Source organism: Nocardia salmonicida (genome assembly GCF_036142455.1).
Lineage (GTDB): Bacteria > Actinomycetota > Actinomycetes > Mycobacteriales > Mycobacteriaceae > Nocardia > Nocardia salmonicida.
The window spans coordinates 5,545,038-5,562,961 of the sequence record NZ_CP108014.1; the positions used below are offsets into that span (position 1 = coordinate 5,545,038).

Genomic DNA, 17,924 nt, shown 5'->3' on the forward strand with positions numbered 1-17,924 from the left:
AGCGGCGCGCATGGCCGGGAGGGGATCGGGCGAGGACTTGCGTCCCGCTGGAGGGAGACGGCGGGTTCCGCTGGCCGCGCGCGTCTACGACGAGCTGCGCCACGACCTCGCCACCGGGGAACTGGCGCCGACCGAACGGCTGCGCGCCGAACGGCTGGCCGAGCGCTACGGCGTCTCGCGCACCCCGGTGCGCGAGGCGCTGGCCCGGCTCCAGGCCGACGGACTCGTGCAGCGTCATCCCGATGGGCTCTACCTGTACCGGCCCCGTCTCAACGAACTCGACGAACTCTACGAGCTACGAATTGTGCTGGAATCCAGAGGTTTTCAGCGCATCGCCGCCGGTGGTTCCGTCCAGGTACACGTCCCGACCGAGCACGACCTACGCACCGTGCGCGCCGAGTTGGCCCGCTGGCTCGAATACCGCGACACCCCACCGGAACCAGGACCCGATCTGGTCGCCGCCGACGAGCAGTTCCACACCGAACTGCTGAGGGCGGCGGGCAACACCGCGCTCGCCGAGGCGCTGGCAGCCGTCTACCTGCGAGTTCGCCCGGTACGCACCATGGATGTGCCCACCGCCGAACGGGTCGCGGCCATGACGGCCGACCACATCACCATTGCCGAACAGGTGCTGGCCGGCGACGACGAACAGGCCCTGCACACCCTCACCGCCCACATCGATTCCTCCCGCGCCCACGTTCGGGTGCGCGCGGAACAGGCGATCGCCTTCACCAAACTCGGTCGCGCCGTTCGGGATTGATCAACAGTCCTGCTGGAACGGCCAGCACTCGGTCTTGCGCGGAGTAGCCGTCGAGGGCGCACGGGTCGTCGAGGTCTGCGACGTGTCCGACATCGGGCGCGAATCGGGCGAATCCTGGAACAACGCCACCCCGACCACCACGAAGACGACGAAGATGCCGAGCACCGCGGCGGCGAACATTCCGATGCCGACGAGCTTTCCCCGGCGCGACGGATCGGCGGGCGGGGCGGGCGGGGTCGGCGCGCTGAACTTGCGCACCTGCGGTACCACCGTCGGCGCGGGCCGATTGCCGGTGAACCCCTCCTCGGCCAGCTCGGCGCGCGAGGGCACCTCGACCACCCCGAGCGTCGTACAGGTGTTGAACACCCGATCGATCGTCCATTCGCGTGGCCCCGCCGAGAACCCTTCGAGGTATACCCGCAGCTCGTGCGCGTCGACGCTGTTCGCGACCAGTACATCGAGACCCGGCCGCAGCGCGGTGCGCGCGGGCCGGACGACGACTCCGCGATACGGCACGAGCACCACCGCGCCGGACACATGCCTGCTGTCCTGCAACGCCCGTTCCAGCGCGACCCGCACCGCGTGCACTCCGTGCTCGACCCGGTCGGTGAGACCGTTCGACGGCTCGGCTTCTAAATCCAGCGGACTGTCGCTGATCCGCCACGAGCCGTCGGCGGTAGCGGTGAGCAGGCCGCTCTGCCGCCGCCGGAAGCCCTTGACCTCGACCACCGTGATCCCGCGCGGCGTCACGATCACCGCGCCGAGCCGCCGGTCACCCACCCGGCAATCGACCAGCGCGAGCCCCGTACTCGGATATGAGCGCAGGCAATCCACGAGCTCGCGCTCGGCGCCGGTGAGCTCGGCACCCGGTCTGATCCGAACCAGCATGTTCGATGTTCCCCTACCAGTGCTGCGACTTCACACCGCCGCTACCCGCTGCGGTACCCACCGATCATGACGCGCAACTGTTCCGAAAACCACTGGAAACCAAAGAAAACGGCAGAAACGCAGGATGGGCCCTCCAGGCAGCCCACCACAGCTATACCGGCGAGTACGCTCCGATCCTGGCCGACGATGTTCGAGAAGACAGGTGGATCACCGATGGATTCAGCGCCACTACCACGCGTTTCGCCCGGCAGGTTCGGTGAACTCGGGCCGATCAACTGGGTTGTCTGGCAGGTACTTTCCCGTGCGTCGGGTACCGATGACGCGCATCTGTTCAGCACCCTCGGTCGCACCGGCGGGCTCTTTCGCGGCTGGCTGCATTTCTCCGGCAAGCTGATGCCGGGTGGCAGGTTGCCGCGCGCCGAGGCCGAACTGGTGATCCTGCGCGTCGCGCAGCTGCGCGCGTGCGACTACGAGGCCGATCATCATCGCCGGTTGGGTCGGAAGGCAGGGCTGTCCGCCGTCGAGATCGAGCGCGTTACCGCAGGTCCAGAAGCGGAGGGCTGGACACCTCGGCAGCGGGCATTGCTGACTGCCGTCGATCAGCTGGTGTCCACCCGGAATGTGGACGACGCGGCGTGGGCCGCATTGGCCGAGCACTACGACGAGCGGGTGCTGATCGAGATCGTGCTGCTGATCAATCAGTACGAAGGTCTGGCGTCGACGATCACGACCCTGCGGATCGAGCGCGACACGTTCTGACACTGTGACCCAGGTCATATAGCGAGCCCGGGCGGGATCTCCCACAGTAAAGACGTACAACGTACGGAGTTCATCGTCATCGAGGAGAACCCATGCAGATCACCGCTTCCGCCCTCTCGCTCAACGTCGCCGACCCGCAGTCCTCTGCCCAGTTCCTGATCGACCACCTCGGCTTCACCGAGAAGATGGCCGCCGACGGATTCGTCAACGTGGAGCGAGCCGACGCGGGCATGGACGTGATCTACCTACGTACCGGTCTCGGCTCGTTCAAGCCCGCCCGCATCGCGGGCAACGCGGGCGAGGGGCTGCTGGTGGTGTTCGTCGTCGACGATATCGACCGCGAATACGACCGCTTGCGGGCCAAGGGCGTCCCGATCGAGACGCCCATCGAAACCGAGGAGTGGGGCGAGCGCTACTTCCAGATGACCGACCCCAACGGCATCGTCATCCAGCTCGTGCAGTGGGTCTGATCAGCGGCGCGCGACCCGCAACGCCGCGACGATCATCGGGATCTGCAACGGCAACCGCGCCAGCACGCCTGCCTTGAAGACCTTGGGCGCTTTCGGGTTACCGAGTACATCCGCGGTCATCTGGATATTGGCGGGGAACACGCCGACGAACAGCGCCACGGCGAGCCACCCACCGAGCCGCCGCGTGCGCGGCACCGCCAGCGCGGTCGCCACGCCCAGCTCGGCAACCCCGGACCCATACGTGTAGGTTCGCGGGTTGCCGGGCAGCTGCGGCGGCACGATCTTGTCGAACGGCTTCGGTGCGACGAAGTGCAGGATGCCCATGAAGAACAGCAGTCCACTCAACCAGGAGTGCGCGCGTCGACGGGGAGTTTGATCAGCCACACCGCCGACGGTACCGCCTCCCCGCGACTTCGAGCCAGATCCAGGCGCGCAAGACGATCCATCGGCGGCCGACGGTAAGCGTAAGGACCGCTAGCCCGTGCCCGGCGAGTTACCCATGCGCTGTCGTCACGGGCGGCGACTACCGCGCGAAGACCGTGGACGCGGGGGTCGCCGGGCGGCCGAGGAGTTTGGTCAGGTCGCCGGTGTCCACCTCGAGCAGGCCCTCGCCGATACGGGCGTCGGCGTCGGCGAGGGCGGCGGCGATCTGGCCGTCGAGGCCGGCCGCACGCAGCGCCGCCGCATAGTCTGCCTCGGCGAGGTCTGCGTAGCGGACCGTGGAGCCCGTCGCCTCGGCGACCGCGGCCGCCAGGTCAGCACCGGTCAGCGCCTCGTCACCGCCCAGTTCGTAGACGCGGCCCTCGTGCCCGGCGCCGGTGAGCACGCGCGCGGCGGCCTCGGCGTAATCGGCCCGTGCGGCGCCGGAGACGCGACCGGTGGCCATCGCGCCGTGCAGGACGCCCGACTCCGCCGCGTTCGCGACGGCGCCCTCGTAGTTCTCCCAGTACCAGCTGTTGCGCAGCAGCACCGTCGGCACGGTGGCGGTGGCCAGCACCTCTTCGGTGCCTCGGTGCTCGGCCGCCAGCAGCATCGGATTGCTGTCGGCGCGGGGGATGCTGGTGTAGGCCAGCAGTTCGACGCCTGCCCGTTCTGCGGCGCGAATGACATTGGTGTGCTGGGCAATTCGGGAGCCGAATTCGTTGCCCGAGATCAGCAGCACCCGATCCACACCCACCAGCGCGGCATCGAGGGCCGCCGGGTCGTCGTAGGACGCCTGCCGCACGTCGGCGCCTCGCTCGGCCAGGTCGGCCACCTTCTGCGGATCGCGCACGATCGCGACGGGCCGCTCCCCTGCGGCGAGCAGGGCCTCCACGACCAACCGGCCGAGCTTTCCGCCTGCTGCTGTCACTGCCACGGTCATTGCTACCTCCAGCGCTACAAGTACTAACTATTAGTAAGCACTATGCCTTTAGCGGGCACTTGCGTCAAGTGGGTACGATGGAGTCATGTCAGAGCCGCCCGCAGACCACGACCCCACGCTGGAAGCCGACGTCTTCGCGCGCAATTGCACCTCTCGGCCCGTCCTGCAGAACATCGCCGGTCGGTGGGGTGTGCTGGCCCTGGTCGCGCTACGCGACGGTCCCGTCCGCTTCAGCGCTCTGCGCCGGCGGGTAGACGGCGTGAGCGAGCGCATGCTCTCGCAGACCCTGCAGGCGCTGGAACGCGACGGCATGGTTCATCGCGAGGTGCTGGAAGCGATCCCGCCCCGCGTCGAATACACCCTCACCGAGCTGGGCGCGCAGGTCGCCGACCATCTGCGGTCGCTGATCGTCGTGCTGGAATCCAATATGGACACCGTCCGCGCGGCACAGGACAGCTACCACCGCGCCGGTGTCATCGGCCAGGACCAGCTCAACGCGTGAGCAGCTCCGAGACAGTGACGAATCGGTAGCCCTGCGCACGCAATCCGTCGACGATCCCGGGGACCGAGGCAAGGGATTCTGCGCCGTGCATGACATGGAGCAAGATGATCGAGCCCGGCCTGGTCTCGGCGAGGGTATCGGCGACGATGGCCGCGCGCGACGCGCCGCCCGCGGAATCGGGCTCGACGTCCCAGGTCACGGTGGTGCGATCGTGGTCGGCGAGGTAGCGCGGCAGCGTCCACAGCTTTTTGCCGTAGGGCGGGCGGAAAGTGATCGGTCCGGGATACCCGGCGCGGCGGATCTCGTCGTCGGTGCGTTCGATCTCGTCACGCACGTTGTCACCGGAGACCAGCACCATGCGCCGGTGCGAATAGGAGTGATTTCCGATCTCGTGGCCCGCTGCCACGATCGCCGCACCGTATTCGGGATGGGCGGCCAGGTCGTCGCCGACCAGATAGAAGGTCGCGCGAACCTGCGATTCCCCCAGCACCCGCAGCACTTCCGGGGTATGCGCGGTCGGGCCGTCATCGAAGGTCAACGCGACAACCTTCTCGTCGGTCTCGACCCGATCGACCAGCTGCCCCGCCACCTGATAGGTCCGCGAATTCATCAGCACGTACAGGCCGACCGCCACCACCGAAACCCCCACGATGCCGACAACCCCACCCACCAGCCAACGACGCATGGACAGACGGTAGCTCACCGGGTCTGCTCGGCCCGGTGAGTTACCGGCGCACCTACGCGATAACTTGGGTGATGTCGCCCGGCTTCAGGTAGTCGAAGAAACGGTGGGCGCCGTCTTCGGTCATCCGGACACAGCCGTGCGATTTCGAATCGACCGGTCCCACGTGGAATGCCATGTCGCCGTTGAAGAAGGTCGCCCATCGCATCGGCGCATTGTGCATCGTGCTCCAGTGGAATTCCCGCTTGAAGGAAATCTTGGTCACCGCGGGCGGCGTTTCGTATCCGGCCATACCGTGCGAAATCGGCGTAGGTCCGAAGATCACCCGACCGTTGTCGACCAGCCACGCCTCGTTCGTCGACAGCCGCAGGCACGCCCTGGCTTCGACCACCGGGCACGGCGATGCGGTGGGAACAATGGCGGGAACACCAGGAACGTCCGGTCCACCAGGGAAAAGGGGTTCCGCTACGGCCGGTGTCACCGTGCCGAGTCCGGCCACAGCGACTGCGGCTATTGCCGCGATCCGTGCTGTCCAACCGAGAATGCTCTTGCTCATCAGTCGTAGCCTCTCTGTCCGCCACTCCGCGCCTTTTGCCGGTCGTTAGGTACGACGACGGCGCGTTGCCGGGCTGGCGGTCACGATGGAGTCAGCTTGTGGGCGTGCCCGGCGAGTTACCCATGTACTCACAAGATCAGGTGTTGCGACTAACAAGCGAACGAAAAGCTACAGAGATCATCGGTTACAGGCTTCGATTCACCAAATCAACGCCCGGAAAAAGACCAAATAGAAACCAAAAGGCCGGGGACGCGATCGCGTCCCCGGCCTTTCAGCTGATATCTCAGAAGTTGATCATGTGCCCCGCGAGGCCGTGGATCGCTTCCTGCACCGCTTCGCTCAGCGTCGGGTGGGTGTGCACATTGCGGGCCACCTCGTTGACCGTGAGGTCCCACTTCTGGGCGAGGGTGAGTTCCGGCAGCAGCTCGGAGACGTCGGGGCCGATCAGGTGCCCACCGAGCAGTTCGCCGTGCGTGCCGTCGGCGATCAGCTTCACGAAGCCGGTCGGATCGCCGAGGCCGTGCGCCTTGCCGTTGGCCTGGAACGGGAAGTTCGCGACCTTCACGTCGTAGCCCTCGTCGCGGGCCTGCTGCTCGGTGAGGCCGAAGCTGGCGACCTGCGGCTGGCAGAAGGTGGCGCGCGGCATCATCCGGTAGTCACCGAGGGGCATCGTCTCGGCGCCGCCGATGGTCTCGGCCGCGACCACGCCCTGTGCCTCCGCCACGTGGGCGAGCTGCAGCTTGGCGGTGACGTCACCGATCGCGTAGATGTGCGCCACGTTGGTGCGCATGTAGTCGTCGATCTCGATGGCGCCACGGTCGGTGAGCGCGACACCGGTGGTCTCCAGGCCGTAGCCCTCCACCCGCGGTGCGAAGCCGACGGCCTGCAGCACCTTGTCGACGGTGACGGTCTCGATCGCGCCGGACTTGTTGTCCTTGATCTGGACGGTGACCTTGGAGCCGTCGTCGTCGATCGACTGCACGGCCGCACCGGTGGAGATGGTGATGCCGAGCTTCTTGTACTGCTTGGTGATCTCCTTGGAGACGTCGGCGTCCTCATTGGGCAGCGCGCGGTCGAGGAACTCCACGATCCGCACGTCGACGCCGTAGTTCTTGAGGACGTAGGCGAACTCCATGCCGATGGCGCCGGCGCCGACGATCAGGATCGAGCCCGGTAGGTCACGGGTGAGGATCTGCTCCTCGTAGGTGACCACGTTCTCGGAAAGCTGGGTGCCCGGCAGCAGCTTGGTGGTGGTGCCGGTGGCGATGATGGCATTGTCGAACGTGATCGTCTCGGCGCCGCCCTTGGTGAGCGCGACGTCGATCGAGTTCGGGCCGGTGAAGGTACCGAGACCGTCGAACTCGTCGATCTTGTTCTTCTTCATCAGGAAGTGCACGCCCTTGACCCGACCGTCGGCCACCTTGCGGCTGCGATCGAAGGCGGCGCCGAAGTCGAAGCTGACCTCACCGGAGATGCCGAAGGTCTTGGCCTCCTTGTGGAAGATATGGGCCAGCTCGGCGTTGCGCAGCAGTGCCTTGGACGGGATGCAGCCCACGTTCAGGCACACGCCACCCCAGTATTTCTGCTCGACAATCGCTGTTCGCAGGCCGAGTTGAGCGGCACGGATCGCGGCGACATATCCGCCGGGACCAGCGCCGAGAACGACGACATCGTAGTGGGAAGTCACGTCACCGAGCCTAACTCTGTTTCGGGGAGTTCACCCACCCGTCCCCCCTATAGGTGAGATGTGCCCTCGACCGGCCGCTGGTCACTGCTGCGCCCAGTAATGTCGAGAAGGTGAGCGGTGCTGGGTCGGCGGGCGGAATCGGTAGCCGGCTCGACGGCACGGCGTCGACCCACCTCGTCCGATTGCTCGTGCAGGCAGCCAGGCAGGCGGGTGCGGCCGAGGACCAGCTGGCCCGGGTGGCCGGTACCGACGAGGTGGTTCTGCGCGGTGAGCTCAACCGGATCCCGATGAGTTCGCTGCTCCGGTTGTGGGAGTTGATCGCACAGGCGCGGCCCGGTGCGGGGTCGGGGGCCGCGATCGCCGCGGCGGCGCCGCTCGGCTCGCTCAACACCTGGGACTACCTGGTGACAACCGGCGAGACACTGGCGGATTCGCTGCGCGCGGCCCAGCCCTATCACCGCCTGGTGACCGCGGCGACCGAGGGTTTCGACCTGTCCGGCGACGGGGATCTCACCATCGGCTACCGGACCTCGGCCGATGATCCGGCAGTGGCCTCGGTGGTCAACGAATACGTGCTCGCCTACTACCTGCGCCGTGCGCGCGAGGCGATCGGTCGCCCGCTCGTGCCCATCCGGGTGAGCTTCGGCCACGCCGCACCGGCCGACCACGCCGGACTGGTCGCCGTATTCGGTACCGCCGACATCGAATTCGAGGCCGAGTCGGATTCGATCACCTTCCACGCCGACGACGCCAACGCACCGCTGGCCCGCGCGGATCCGATGCTGGCCGACTTGATGCGCAGCCACGCCGACCTGGTCCTCGCCTCCGCCCGCCCGATCGCCGACCCCCTCGATGCCTTTCGCATCGCCCTCGGCGCGGCACTGGACGCGGGCGACCCAGCCCTGCCCCGGGTCGCGAAAAGCCTTGCCATGAGCCAGCGCACCCTGCAACGTCATCTCGCCGAACACGGCACGTCCTGGCGTGACGAGCTCGACCTGCTCCGCCACGAACGCGCGAGAATCCTGCTCGACCGAGGCCACAGCACCGCCACCATTGCCCAGCGCCTCGCCTTCACCGACGACCGCGCCCTGCGCAAGGCCTTCCACCGATGGACCGGCACCACACCGACCGCCTCGCGCGCGGGGTGAGCACGCCCACCATGGCGTGAACGGACCGGGTGGTGGCGTCCGCGGACCTGGGAGCGAGGTCCCGGCCGCCATAACGTAGTCATCACCGGCGAGAAACACCGGCTGACCTCGAAAGAAGGCTCGATCATGTCGAACACGGCCACCCGCGCACTGCCCACCTTCACCCGCGAGATCCACCTCGCCGCCCGCCCGAACGGCGCACCGGTCGCCGGCGATTTCGCCCTGGTGGAGCGGGAACTGCCGGAACTCGCCGAGGGCCAGATCCTGGTCCGCAACACCTGGATGTCGGTCGATCCGTACATGCGCGGCCGGATGGACGACAAGGCGTCCTACATCCCGCCCTTCGAACTCGGTGCGGCCCTGGACGGTTCAGCGATCGGCGAGGTGATCGCTTCCCGCTCAGCCGATATCGCGGTCGGCGCCACGGTCACGCACTTCGCCGGATGGCGCGAACACGCCATCGTCGACGCCGCGACGGCCACCCCTGTCGACCCCGAACTCGCCGCACCGCAGCACTTCCTGAGCGTGCTCGGCACCACGGGACTCACCGCCTACGCCGCGCTCACCGACGTCGCCCGGGTAGAGCCCGGCGACACCGTGTTCATCTCGGCGGCAGCGGGAGCGGTCGGCAGCGTGGCGGGCCAGATCGCCAAGGCCCTCGGCGCGAAGCGGGTGATCGGCTCGGCCGGTGGTCCCGTCAAGACCCGAAAGCTGCTCGAGGACTTCGGTTTCGACGCGGCGATCGACTACCGGGCCGGCGATCTCGATGGTCAGCTCGCGACGGCCGCACCCGATGGCATCGATGTCTACCTCGACAGTGTCGGCGGCGAACACCTGAAGGTCGCCATCGAGGCGCTCAACCAGCACGGCCGGATCGCCCTGGTCGGCGCGATCAGCGGCTACAACGGCGCCACCACCGGGCAGACCCCCGATCTCTACCTCGCGGCGACGAAGGAGATCACCCTGCGCGGCATGCTGGTCACCAGCTACTTCCCGATCTTCGGCGAGTACATCGCCAAGGCCGCGGGCTGGCTCGCCGACGGCGCCCTGCACACCGCCGAAACCGTCTACGAAGGACTCGACCAGGCGCCCGCCGCGTTCCTCGGTGTTCTCACCGGCGCCAACACCGGAAAAATGCTCGTTCACCTCGCCTGAACATCGGCCCCGGACGCCCCGCCGCGCACCGAACTCCTCGGTCCGGCGGGGCGAAGGTCACTCACGCCAGACGTGGCTCGCGGCCCTGGCGAAGTTGCCACCGAAGATCGCCGCGCGCTCGGCAGGCGTGAAACCCCGGGCCGCGAGGAGCTCGTCCAAGCCGGGCACATCGGATTCGCCGAGCAGATCCTCGGGTGGAGTCCATTGCAGCGGGCCCCATTTCGTGTACGAGTCGGAGAACGCGCCCGGGTTGTCGCGGATCTCGTCGTTGAACTCTTGACCGTCGAACGAATAGTCCGACCCGATCCCGATGTGGTCGATCCCGACCAGGTCGACGCCGTATCGAATGTGGTCGGCTGTCGCCTCGACCCGCTCGGCGCGCGCGGCAGGCTCGTTGCGGCCGAGGAAGATTCCGACGCCGTTGATGCCGATCACCCCACCGGTGGCGGCGCACGCGCGTGCCTGCTCGTCGGTGATATTGCGCGGATGGTCCCACAGCGCGGCGAAATTGGAGTGGCTGTAGATCATCGGAACCGAGGTGTGGGTGGCGATGTCGAGGCCGGTGCGGCGCGAGCAGTGCGAGCCGTCGGCGAACATGCCGACCTCGTTGAGCTTGCGCACCAGGTCTTTTCCGTATCCGGTCAGCCCGGTGTCGCCGCTGTCGAGGCAACCGCAGCCCGCCGCGTTCGCGTGGTTGTAGGTGGGCAGCAGCGAGCGAACGCCGAGCTCGTAGAACAGTTCCACAGTGTCGAGGTCACCGTCGAGTGGCCCGGAATCCTCGAGGTCGAAGGCCAACGAGATCATCCCGGGCGCACCGACATCGCCCACTCGGTCGACCAACCGGAACCGCGAATCCGCCGCTGCCTCGTCCCGGAACTGCCGCAGCAAGGCCAGCGAATCATCCTTGGTCTGCGCCGAGTACCCGACGTTGACCGACAGATACGACCCCGCCGGGTACCGAGCCAGCTCCGCGACCCTGGCCGTGGGCCGCAACGGCAGACAACAGTGCTGCTCCCACAGGAACACATCCACCTCCGGTTGATTCGTGACCTGTGATCGTACGTTTCACAGCGCATCCGACGCCGGACCGACGTTAACGCGATGTCTGATTCGTCGATAAGTCAGTACTGCATCCCCGACCCATTGCCCCCTGATCCAAAAGGCGGTGCGACATGCGTCGCGTCCTCGTCCTCCTCGCCTCCCTCGCGACCTGCCTCGGGCTGTCGACTCTGCCCGCGTCCGCCACCCCCTCCTACTGCGGTCTCGCCTGGAGCTCACAGGACCAATCGACATCGAACTACTCGGGAGCCACCGTCGCCGACGTCCGCGCGGGCCGCCACGAGTGCTTCGACCGCCTGGTCATCGACCTGTCCGGGCCCACCGCCGGTTACCGCGTCGGTTACGTCGGCACAGTCACCCAGGAGGGCTCCGGCGCCGCTGTCCCGCTCCGCGGTGGCGCGTTCTTGCAGATCGCCGTCATGGCCCCCGCCTACGACAACGCGGGCAACAGCACCTACAACCCGCCGAGCCGCACCGAGCTCGTCGGCGTGAACGGCTACCCGACCTTCCGCCAAGCCGCGTTCGCCGGCTCCTTCGAAGGCCAGAGCACTTTCGGCCTCGGCGTCCGCGCCCGCCTGCCCTTCCGCGTGAGCACCCTCGACGGCCCCGCCCGCGTGGTCGTGGACGTCGCCCACTACTGGTGACGGCTCGCGCAACATGCGAATCCTCACATCGGCAACAATGTGGGGATGAGCGGCGTTGAGCAGAACGTGACCGATCCCTATCTTTGGCTCGAGGACGTGACCGACGAGGGCGCGCTGGACTGGGCGCGCGCCCGCAACGAGGTGGTGGGGCGGCGGTTCGCGGCCACCGACCGATTCGCCGATATGGAGCGTCGCGTTCTGGCGATGCTCGACGACGACACCAAGATCGCCTACCCCGGCCGACGGGGGCCGTGGCTGTACAACTTCTGGCGTGACGCGCAGCATCAGCGCGGGCTGTGGCGGCGCACGACATTCGAGTCCTACGCCACCGACGAGCCCGAGTGGGATGTGCTGATCGACGTCGACGCGCTGGCCGAGGCGGACGGCGAGAACTGGGTGTGGGCGGGCGCGGCCGTGCTGCGTCCGTCGCAGGAACGCGCCATCATCCATCTGTCCCGCGGCGGCGCCGACGCCACCGTCGAACGCGAATTCGACCTGACCACCAGGCAATTCATCGCCCCCGAGGACGGTGGGTTCTCCTTGCCGGAGGCCAAGTCGCGCATCGGCTGGATCGACGCCGACACCGTCTACCTCGGCACCGATTTCGGACCCGGATCGCTCACCGACTCCGGCTACCCGCGCATCGCCAAGCGCTGGCGACGCGGCACCGCGTTGTCCACCGCCGACACGGTGTACGAGGGCAAGCCGAGCGATGTCTCGATCGGCGCGGGCTACGACCGCCACCCCGGCTACGAGCGGCACTATCTTCATCGGTCGACGGACTTCTTCAACAGTGAGGTATCGCTGCTGGAGGACGGTGCGTGGCGTCTGATCGAAACCCCCACCGACGCCGACGTCGACTGGTACCGCGACTGGTTGCTGGTGCGCTTGAAGACCGAGTGGACTCCGGCCCAGACCACCTACGCGCCCGGCAGTCTGCTGGTCACCGACCTGAACGACTTCCTCGCCGGTGGCAGAGAATTCGACGTCCTCTTCACACCGGATCCGCACACCTCACTGGAATCGTGGGGATGGACCGAGAACCACCTGATCCTGACCACCTTGCAGGACGTGCAGACCGGATTCCGCGTGCTCACCCCCGGCCCGGACGGCTGGGCCGCCAGTGCGCTCACCGATTCCCCCGCCATGTCGTCCACCTCGGTGGCCAACCTGGACCCGCTGGAGGGTGGCGACGAATTCATGCTCACCACCACCGGTTTCACCACCCCGACCACCCTGCTCAGCAGCGCCATCGGCGAAACCGCGGTGACCTTGAAGCAGGCGCCCGGCTACTTCGACGCCACCGGCATCGAGACCGAACAGTTCTTCGCCACCTCCGACGACGGAACCGCGGTGCCCTACTTCGTGATCCGCCATCGCGACCGGCGCGGCACACCGGGACCGACGATCATGAACGGGTACGGCGGCTTCGAGATCTCCAAGACCCCCGCCTATCTCGGCTCGGCGGGCATGAACTGGCTCGAACGTGGCGGCACCTACGTGATGACCAACATTCGCGGCGGCGGCGAGTACGGCCCCGAATGGCACACTGCCGCACTGAAAGAGCACCGCCACCGCGCGTTCGAGGACTTCGCCTCGGTCGCCCGCGACCTCGTGGCCCGCGGCATCACCACCCCCGACCGGCTCGGCGCGATCGGCGGCAGCAACGGCGGGCTGCTGATGGGCGTGATGCTCACCCGCTACCCGGAACTGTTCGGCGCCATCGTCTGCCAGGTCCCGCTGCTGGACATGAAGCGCTATCACCTGCTGCTGGCCGGTGCGTCGTGGGTCGCCGAATACGGTGACCCGGACAAGCCGGAGGAATGGGCCTTCCTCAGCGAGTACTCGCCGTATCAGAACACCGACCCCGGCAAGCAGTACCCGCCGATCCTGCTCGCCACCTCCACTCGCGACGACCGGGTCCATCCCGGCCATGCGCGAAAGATGGCCGCGCTCTTGGAGTCGCAAGATCGCACTGTTTGGTACTACGAGAACATCGAGGGTGGTCACGGCGGAGCCGCCGACAACAAGCAGTCGGCCTATCTGTCCGCGCTGGTCTACGAGTTCTTCATCCAGATGCTGATCGAGGGCCGCCGCTCGGCCTGATCCTCAGCGGTCGCGCAGCCACTTCTCCACCGTGTCGACGGTGGAGTCCGGATTGGTGATCCAGCCGTTGTGCCCCAGGGCCTCCGGCTGGAACCACCGGGTCACCTGCGTGCCGGGCAGCTTGCCGAGCAGGTGGTCGGCGGAGGTCTGCGGGGCCAGATCGTCTCCGGCGATGGTGATCGACAGGACCGGAAACGTCAGCCGCGACATCCGCTCGTCGTAGTCGATATCGGCGCCGACGGGCACGAAGCGCCCGGTGCGTGCCAGTCTGGCCCAATCCGACATGAGAACTTTGGACTGCCTGCCGTACGCGCGCTTGCCGAGCAGGTCCCCCGGCCAGAACCCGGCCAGGTTCGACGCGACCGCCACCGCCGCGGTGCCCACCAGCACGCCCGGCCCGAAGACACCGCGATACCCACGGAAATACGGCGTCCCGGAAGCGACCAGGATCAAGCCGCCGAGCCTGCCGCGCACCCTGGCCGCGTACATCGATGCGAGCTGGCCGCCCATGCTGTGCCCGAGCAGGTACGGCGTGCTGGCCGGGAACCGGTTGCGCACCGCGGCCAGCATCGCCGGAAAGTCCACCGAGACCAGTTCGTGGTAGCCGTAGGTGCTTTCGGCGTCGGGACGACGCGTGCTCTCACTCTGACCACGCAGTTCGCCGATGGCGACATCGAATCCGCGGGCGGCCAGCCGGTGTCCGAAGTACTCGTAGAACTCCCCCGGCACCGCTAGGCCGGGCACGATCACCACGACCGCGCGTGGTGCGTCCGGGGTGACCGGATGCCGGTGGGCGCCGGTGGCCGGAATGAGCCGCACCGGCAGGGTGCTGCCGTCGGGTACCTGGATCTCGACGATCTCGACCCGGGCCATCAAGCCCCGACCGCGCCAAGGATCACCCGGCTCAGCACCTTGATCACCTCATCGAGCGGAGGCCGCGGGTCGCTGCCGCTCCAGCCGTCGACGACATAGTTCACCGCGCCGATCACCGCGAGTACCCGCAGTTCGTAGTCGCCGGGCGGGATTTCGCCGTGCATGGCCGCGTCTTCGGCGGCACTGGCCAGCAGTGACCCCCACACGCGACGCAGTTCGAGACGAAACTTCTCGACCTTGGGGCCTGCTCCGACCACTTCGACCAGCGCCACCCGCGCCTTGCGGGGATCGGTCCCGATCGACTCGACGTAGGCCCGCACGGCCGCGTCGATCTGCTCGAGCACGGTCGCCTCGGCCTTGTCCTCGAGGGCGGTAGCCACCGCCTCGCGCGAATGTCGGTCGATCTGCTCGTACAGCTCCAGCAGCAGAGATTCGCGGCCGGTGAACTCCTCGTAGAACTGCCGAGACGATAGTCCCGCGTCCTTACAGATGGCGCCGACCGAACTGTTTGCGTACCCGTCGCGCGCGAAGACCGTAAGGCCTGACTCCAGAAAACGCGCACGCCGCTGGCGTTGCCGGTCCTCTACGGGTTGCCCGGCATACATTCGTCCCGTATTCGCATCCTGTGACATTGTCGCTGACAATACCGAAGGGCCTGATCCCCTCGTCATGGATCAGGCCCTTCGGCTGCCCAATCGGCCAACCGCGCGTTAGCCGAAAGTTGGCTACAGACGGCTCAGTTGCCCGAGCCCTGCACCGAACCGGTGCTCAGCGAGCTGGCGAGCAGGCCGAGCAGCAGGGTCAGGATGTTGCCGTCGCTGCTGTCGTCAGTGATGTTGTAAAGCATGTGTCACTCCAAGTCGATGTTTTGTGACTTCGTTGTCACTGGCCATTTGCCATCTCGGACGATACCCAGACAGAATGTGAAGCGAGGGTGTTTTAAAGGAATTTTCTAGAATTTTTTGTCACAGGGCACAAGACCAAGGAACTCGGGGCGCGCCCGAACCGAGCATGAGCCGATTCGCGAACGAGGCGTCGACAGCACGAGACCGTGAATATCGGCATCGCCGAATCCGAGCGCGCGCAACCGTTCCCGTTCCGCGTGCGTCGATCCGTACCGTCGTTCCCTCGTCCAGCAGCCGCTGCTCGTCGTCGACGCGCCAGGGCACCCGCGATGTGAAACGTGAGTGTACCGATGCGCCGTTCCCGCATCCGTCGAACCGAGAAGTAACCGTCACGGTGCGACAAATCATTGTCGGCAGCCGCTGGGCTCGGTACTCCTGTCCCCATGACGACTCTGCTGCACATCAAGGCTTGCTCACGGGGCGAACTCCGCCGATCCCGCTCTACCGCAAACACTTTCATCGAAACCCTCGCGGCGAAGGACGCCGGATCGCGGGTCGACACGTTCGATCTGTTCGAGCCGGGTTTGCCCGACTTCGGCGCCGACTACTGAAGTGACGGAAACGGGGGTGGGCGCCGACGGGAAGAACAGTCGCAACAATCTGTGCCGGAGGGATTCTCGTCGTCAGGAAGCCCTACGTGACGCTGCCGATACTCGGCGACCCGGCCGCGGCGTGGGGTACCCGCCGCGACGCGACGATCTGGACAACAACTGCTTTCGAGCTCGCCTACGGCGCAGGGTTTCTGATCACCGGCCCGCTGTCGCACCGCCGGGGACGACGCCCGGTGACCGTCGGGGGCCTGGCAGTGACGGCCTTGTCCGCCCCTGTGGTGATCTCGGCGCCGAGTCCGGGCGCGAGGATCGACATACGGGCGACTTAGCGGTCGACGGCTTCGATATCGGACCTGACGTTCCTCGGCGTGGGGGTGAGCGCGCAGGTTGTCGACGACGTTTCCGGCCGGCAGGCCGTGTTCGTGGTGGGCGCGGCGGGCTCGGCCTTCACCGGGTTCGTCGCGCTGCCGCGCGGCCCACGGTTGACGCCGCTCCACGTCAGCGGCCTTCCCGCGCTCGGGTCCATCGTCGGGATCTACACCGGCGTACTGCTCGCGCCGCCCGACGGCGTCGTCAGCCGGAGCGCCCCGCAGTCGACGGGCGGGTTGCCGCCCGGTAAGCCGGGCCACGTGACTTCTGTCGAAACATATTCGGGCGCAATTATTTTGACCAGCGTTCGGCGCAGCCCGCAAGAAATCCGACCACGGGCGGAGGTCTACCGAGGTCACGGTGCCTATGCTGAGCGTGACAGCCCGTCACGCATACCCCGGAGGCACCGTTGCCGAACACTCTCGAAGCCAGCATCGACATCGCCGCATCGCCGGAACAGGTCTGGTCGGTGCTCGCAGACCTGCGCCGCATGCCCGAGCTCAGCCCCACGACGCTGAAGATGGTCGCGGTCGGTGGCGTTCGCGACGGCGCGTTCACCGTCAACATCAACAAGGTCGGCTGGAAGGTTTACCCGACCACCTCGCGGATCGTGCGCTTCGAGCCCAACAAGGCGCTGGCGTTCCGGATGAACGAGAACCGCACGGTCTGGGCCTACGAGCTCGAGCCGACCGCCACCGGCACCCGCGTCGTCGAGACGCGCACCGTCGACGCCAAGGGGCTGCCCGGTTGGTTGCGGGGAACGATCAAGGTCGCCATGGGCGGCGAGGAGAAGTTCGAGGCCGATCTGGTCTCGGGTATGCAGGAGACGCTGAGCAAGGTGAAGGTCGCCGCCGAGCGCTGACCTCGAATATCGCGTGAGCCCGCCGGAATCATCCGGCGGGCTCTTTTTTCGTTATGCCAGGTTGTCGCGGATCTCGTCGAGCGCCTGCGCGCCGCGGGTGAGCAGCTCCTGCACCGCGGCCAGTTCGGTCGCGGTGAATCGCTCAGCCAAGGCACGCTCCACCGCGATCGCGCGGACGTCGGCATCGTTCATCACCGCCCGCCCCTCCTCGGTGAGTCGGGTTTCCAGCACGTTCTTGTGCCACTCATGCGGGGTCCGGTCCACCAGGCCGCGCTCCTGAAGGTTGGTCAGGACAGTGTTCATGGTCGGCGGGGTGACGCCGGCCAGCCGGGCCAGGGCAGCGGCCGAGATGCCGGGATTCTCGGCGAGGTGCAGCAGCGCGCTGTACTGCGCGACGGTCAGCCCGGCGGGTTTGAGCGCGGCCGTCTTCGTCGCGATCAGGGCTTGCTCGGCACGCTTGATATATGTGCCGAGCCTCTCGGCGGCGGACATGGACGTCATGCGTTGCATGGTATCCGCCCATCACTTCGTAAACCTCTTGACGATCATAACGACCCTAATCTAAGTTACTGCCTATCGATTGAT

General features: G+C 67.0%; 21 protein-coding genes. 11 read left to right on the forward strand and 10 right to left on the reverse strand.

Going from position 1 to position 17,924, the window contains the following annotated elements:
- The first annotated feature begins 10 nt into the window (after positions 1-10).
- A complete protein-coding gene (locus OHS03_RS25940; RefSeq protein ID WP_328657681.1) occupies positions 11-760 on the forward strand; it encodes a GntR family transcriptional regulator in 750 nt (249 codons plus the stop codon).
- Here the strand turns inward: OHS03_RS25940 and OHS03_RS25945 are convergent, their stop codons facing one another.
- Complete coding sequence (locus OHS03_RS25945; RefSeq protein WP_328657682.1) at positions 761-1,648, reverse strand: nuclease-related domain-containing protein; 888 nt, start codon at positions 1,646-1,648, stop codon at positions 761-763.
- Positions 1,649-1,861: 213 nt separating this feature from the next.
- Here OHS03_RS25945 and OHS03_RS25950 point away from each other — a divergent pair, with 213 nt between their 5' ends.
- On the forward strand, positions 1,862-2,407 hold the full coding sequence (locus tag OHS03_RS25950; RefSeq protein WP_328657684.1) for a carboxymuconolactone decarboxylase family protein: 546 nt from the start codon (positions 1,862-1,864) through the stop codon (positions 2,405-2,407).
- Positions 2,408-2,499: 92 nt separating this feature from the next.
- Positions 2,500-2,877, forward strand: a complete 378-nt coding sequence (locus tag OHS03_RS25955) for a VOC family protein (RefSeq protein ID WP_328657686.1) — start codon at positions 2,500-2,502, stop codon at positions 2,875-2,877.
- On the opposite strand, the gene OHS03_RS25960 is transcribed toward OHS03_RS25955, so the two are convergent.
- The gene (locus tag OHS03_RS25960) at positions 2,878-3,261 is read right to left on the reverse strand and encodes a DoxX-related protein (RefSeq protein WP_494410488.1); all 384 of its coding nucleotides are present in this window, start codon (positions 3,259-3,261) and stop codon (positions 2,878-2,880) included. It lies immediately after the preceding gene.
- 139 nt (positions 3,262-3,400) lie between these two features.
- Positions 3,401-4,240 (reverse strand): NmrA family NAD(P)-binding protein, encoded by an 840-nt coding sequence (locus OHS03_RS25965; protein ID WP_328657688.1) that lies wholly within the window; start codon positions 4,238-4,240, stop codon positions 3,401-3,403.
- 85 nt (positions 4,241-4,325) lie between these two features.
- Between OHS03_RS25965 and OHS03_RS25970 the strand changes: the two genes are divergently transcribed.
- Positions 4,326-4,742: a winged helix-turn-helix transcriptional regulator gene (locus tag OHS03_RS25970; protein ID WP_328657691.1), complete on the forward strand. Its 417-nt coding sequence runs from the start codon at positions 4,326-4,328 to the stop codon at positions 4,740-4,742.
- On the opposite strand, the gene OHS03_RS25975 is transcribed toward OHS03_RS25970, so the two are convergent.
- From OHS03_RS25975 to lpdA, 3 genes are all read right to left on the reverse strand, one after another.
- Entirely contained in the window at positions 4,732-5,427 is a 696-nt protein-coding gene (locus tag OHS03_RS25975; protein ID WP_328657693.1) for a polysaccharide deacetylase family protein, read from the reverse strand. The two genes, OHS03_RS25970 and OHS03_RS25975, sit on opposite strands and share 11 nt — an antisense overlap.
- Before the next feature lie 52 nt (positions 5,428-5,479).
- Entirely contained in the window at positions 5,480-5,980 is a 501-nt protein-coding gene (locus OHS03_RS25980; protein WP_328657694.1) for a L,D-transpeptidase, read from the reverse strand.
- 283 nt (positions 5,981-6,263) lie between these two features.
- Complete coding sequence (gene lpdA / locus OHS03_RS25985) at positions 6,264-7,667, reverse strand: dihydrolipoyl dehydrogenase (protein WP_328657696.1); 1,404 nt, start codon at positions 7,665-7,667, stop codon at positions 6,264-6,266.
- Between the two features lie 110 nt (positions 7,668-7,777).
- Between lpdA and OHS03_RS25990 the strand changes: the two genes are divergently transcribed.
- Together OHS03_RS25990 and OHS03_RS25995 are read left to right on the forward strand one after the other, a co-directional pair.
- Positions 7,778-8,815, forward strand: a complete 1,038-nt coding sequence (locus OHS03_RS25990; RefSeq protein WP_328657698.1) for an AraC family transcriptional regulator — start codon at positions 7,778-7,780, stop codon at positions 8,813-8,815.
- Between the two features lie 126 nt (positions 8,816-8,941).
- Positions 8,942-9,970, forward strand: a complete 1,029-nt coding sequence (locus OHS03_RS25995) for an NADP-dependent oxidoreductase (RefSeq protein ID WP_328657700.1) — start codon at positions 8,942-8,944, stop codon at positions 9,968-9,970.
- A 57-nt stretch (positions 9,971-10,027) separates the two neighbouring features.
- Here OHS03_RS25995 and OHS03_RS26000 read toward each other — a convergent pair whose 3' ends face one another.
- Positions 10,028-11,002, reverse strand: coding sequence for a dipeptidase (locus tag OHS03_RS26000; protein ID WP_328657702.1), 975 nt, complete (start codon positions 11,000-11,002; stop codon positions 10,028-10,030).
- A 140-nt stretch (positions 11,003-11,142) separates the two neighbouring features.
- On the opposite strand from OHS03_RS26000, the gene OHS03_RS26005 reads away from it, so the two are divergent.
- The gene (locus tag OHS03_RS26005; RefSeq protein WP_328657704.1) at positions 11,143-11,673 is read left to right on the forward strand and encodes an AMIN-like domain-containing (lipo)protein; all 531 of its coding nucleotides are present in this window, start codon (positions 11,143-11,145) and stop codon (positions 11,671-11,673) included.
- A 45-nt stretch (positions 11,674-11,718) separates the two neighbouring features.
- Positions 11,719-13,779, forward strand: coding sequence for a prolyl oligopeptidase family serine peptidase (locus OHS03_RS26010; protein WP_328657706.1), 2,061 nt, complete (start codon positions 11,719-11,721; stop codon positions 13,777-13,779).
- Positions 13,780-13,782: 3 nt separating this feature from the next.
- Here OHS03_RS26010 and OHS03_RS26015 read toward each other — a convergent pair whose 3' ends face one another.
- Entirely contained in the window at positions 13,783-14,652 is an 870-nt protein-coding gene (locus OHS03_RS26015; protein ID WP_328657707.1) for an alpha/beta hydrolase family protein, read from the reverse strand.
- Positions 14,652-15,284 (reverse strand): TetR/AcrR family transcriptional regulator, encoded by a 633-nt coding sequence (locus OHS03_RS26020; RefSeq protein WP_235569398.1) that lies wholly within the window; start codon positions 15,282-15,284, stop codon positions 14,652-14,654. The genes OHS03_RS26015 and OHS03_RS26020 overlap by 1 nt, the downstream gene beginning before the upstream one ends.
- 656 nt (positions 15,285-15,940) lie before the next feature.
- Here OHS03_RS26020 and OHS03_RS26025 point away from each other — a divergent pair.
- The 3 genes from OHS03_RS26025 to OHS03_RS26035 all read left to right on the forward strand — a co-directional run bounded on the left by OHS03_RS26025 (position 15,941) and on the right by OHS03_RS26035 (position 17,339).
- On the forward strand, positions 15,941-16,108 hold the full coding sequence (locus tag OHS03_RS26025) for an NADPH-dependent FMN reductase family protein (RefSeq protein ID WP_328657710.1): 168 nt from the start codon (positions 15,941-15,943) through the stop codon (positions 16,106-16,108).
- Between the two features lie 86 nt (positions 16,109-16,194).
- The gene (locus OHS03_RS26030; RefSeq protein ID WP_328657711.1) at positions 16,195-16,437 is read left to right on the forward strand and encodes a hypothetical protein; all 243 of its coding nucleotides are present in this window, start codon (positions 16,195-16,197) and stop codon (positions 16,435-16,437) included.
- A 449-nt stretch (positions 16,438-16,886) separates the two neighbouring features.
- On the forward strand, positions 16,887-17,339 hold the full coding sequence (locus OHS03_RS26035; RefSeq protein ID WP_328657713.1) for an SRPBCC family protein: 453 nt from the start codon (positions 16,887-16,889) through the stop codon (positions 17,337-17,339).
- 51 nt (positions 17,340-17,390) lie between these two features.
- On the opposite strand, the gene OHS03_RS26040 is transcribed toward OHS03_RS26035, so the two are convergent.
- A complete protein-coding gene (locus tag OHS03_RS26040) occupies positions 17,391-17,840 on the reverse strand; it encodes a MarR family winged helix-turn-helix transcriptional regulator (protein WP_255284586.1) in 450 nt (149 codons plus the stop codon).
- Positions 17,841-17,924 lie beyond the last annotated feature (84 nt).